At 73.9% G+C, this 2,140-nt stretch carries 1 protein-coding gene and 1 pseudogene; one reads left to right on the top strand and one right to left on the bottom strand.

Features of this window, described 5'->3' with window-relative positions; all coding sequences use genetic code 11:
- On the bottom strand, positions 1–447 hold a 447-nt coding region (locus tag VR44_RS44645), incomplete at its 3' end, for an AMP-binding protein (protein ID WP_157880553.1).
- Between the two features lie 149 nt (positions 448–596).
- On the opposite strand from VR44_RS44645, the pseudogene VR44_RS39075 reads away from it, so the two are divergent.
- Positions 597–2,140 (top strand): annotated as a pseudogene (locus VR44_RS39075) (ABC transporter ATP-binding protein); the annotation flags it as partial.

Genomic DNA, 2,140 nt, shown 5'->3' with positions numbered 1-2,140 from the left:
GGGCGGGCCGGGCGGACGTCCCTTCGGCTTCCGCGTCCGTGAGCAGGGCCGGGAGGCCCTCGCCCTGGTCCAGGCGGGCCTCCCCCGCGGTGTCGGTGAGCAGCAGGTCGGGTGCGAGGGCGGTGAGCTGCACCCGCGCGGTGCGGGTGTCCCCGGCGTCGAGCAGGGCGTAGGCGGCGCCCGCCTTGAGGGTGGCGAGGAGGGCGACGACGGTGTCCTCGCGGCGGGTGGGGCGATGGCGACGCGGGCGTCGGCGGGCAGGCCCCGGGCGAGGAGGTGGTGGGCGAGCCGGTTGGCGCGTGCGTCGAGTCCGGCGTAGGAGAGGTCTCCGCCGCGGGTGATGACGGCGGGGGCCCCGGGGGTGTCGCGGGCCCACTGCTCGAAGCGCTCCAGGACGGTGTCGGCGGAGGGCCGGCCGGGGCCGGCGAAGGGCGATGCCTGCGTCATTCCCCGATGATGGCACCGCGCCCGCAGCGGGCGGGCCTTTCCCGGAAATCCCTCCGGACGGCAGGGAGTTGACCGTTGCCGGCCCCTTGCGGGTGGTCCTGCGCCGTTCCCTTGACCTGAAGTTTGGTCGAGGTTCTACCGTGAGGGTCATGGACATGGAAGTCACCGCCTGGCATTCGCTGCACAGCGCGATCAACGCCCAGCAGGGCGACCGGCCCCCGTTCTCCCCGGCGAGCCTGCGCCGGATCGCCGCCTTCGCCCGCCCGCACCGGCGCGGCCTGACCTTCTTCCTGCTGCTCAGTGTGGTGGGTGCGCTGCTGGCGGTGGCCACCCCGCTGCTGGCCAGCCGGATCGTGGACGCGATCGTGCAGGGGGCGAAGGCGGGCGGGGACGGCGACACCGGGAAGGTGACCCGCCTCGCGCTGCTGATCGCGGTCATCGCGGTCGCCGAGGCGGGCCTGGGGCTGCTGACCCGCAAGCTCTCCGCCACCCTCGGCGAGGGGCTGATCCTCGACCTGCGCCGTGCGGTCTTCGACCACGTCCAGCGGATGCCGGTGGCCTTCTTCACCCGGACCCGGACGGGCGCCCTGGTCAGCCGCCTCAACAACGATGTGATCGGCGCCCAGCGGGCGTTCAGCAACACCCTGTCGGGGGTGGTCTCCAACACGGTGACCCTGCTGCTGACGCTGGGAGTGATGCTGAGCATCTCCTGGCAGATCACCCTGCTGGCCCTGGCGCTGCTGCCGGTGTTCGTGCTGCCGGCCCGCCGGATGTGCACCCGGCGCTGAACGCGGCGATGGGCACACAGATGACGGAACGGTTCTCCGCGCCCGGCGCCACCCTCGTCAAGCTGTTCGGGCGGCCCGCCGACGAGTCCGCCGAGTTCGCGGCCCGCGCGGCCCGGGTGCGGGACATCGGGATCCGTACGGCGATGGCCCAGTCGGCGTTCATCACGGCCCTCACCCTGGTCTCCGCGCTGGCCCTGGCGCTGGTCTACGGGCTGGGCGGCTACTACGCCCTGCGCGGCAGCCTGGAGGCCGGCTCGGTCGTCGCCCTGGCCCTGCTCCTGACCCGGCTGTACGCCCCGCTGACCGCGCTGGCCGGGGCGCGGGTCGAGGTGATGAGCGCGATGGTCAGCTTCGAGCGGGTCTTCGAGATCCTCGACCTGAAGCCGCTGATCGCCGAGAAGCCGGACGCCCGCCGGGTGCCCGAGGGCCCGGTGGCGGTGGAGTTCGACCGGGTCTCCTTCGGCTACCCCTCCCCCGGCAAGGTGTCGCTGGCCTCCCTGGAGGAGGTGGCCGTCCTCGACTCCCGCGGCGGCACCCAGGTGCTGCACGAGGTGTCCTTCCGCGCCGAACCCGGCCAGATGGTCGCCCTGGTCGGCTCCTCCGGCGCCGGCAAGTCCACCATCGCCCAGCTGCTGCCGCGCCTGTACGACGCGGACGCGGGCTCGGTGCGCCTGGGCGGGATCGACGTGCGCGACCTCAGCGCCGACTCGATCCGCGACACCCTGGGCATGGTCACCCAGGACGGGCACCTCTTCCACGAGTCGGTACGGGCCAACCTGCTGCTGGCCCGGCCCGGCGCGGCCGAGGAGGAGCTGTGGGAGGCCCTGCGCCGCTCGCGCCTGGACGGCCTGGTCGCCTCCCTCCCGGACGGCCTGGACACCGTCGTCGGCGAGCGCGGCTACCGG

The organism is Streptomyces katrae, assembly GCF_000966975.1.
In the GTDB taxonomy this organism is placed as follows: Bacteria; Actinomycetota; Actinomycetes; order Streptomycetales; family Streptomycetaceae; genus Streptomyces; species Streptomyces katrae.
This window is presented reverse-complemented; position numbering and strand designations above follow the sequence as displayed.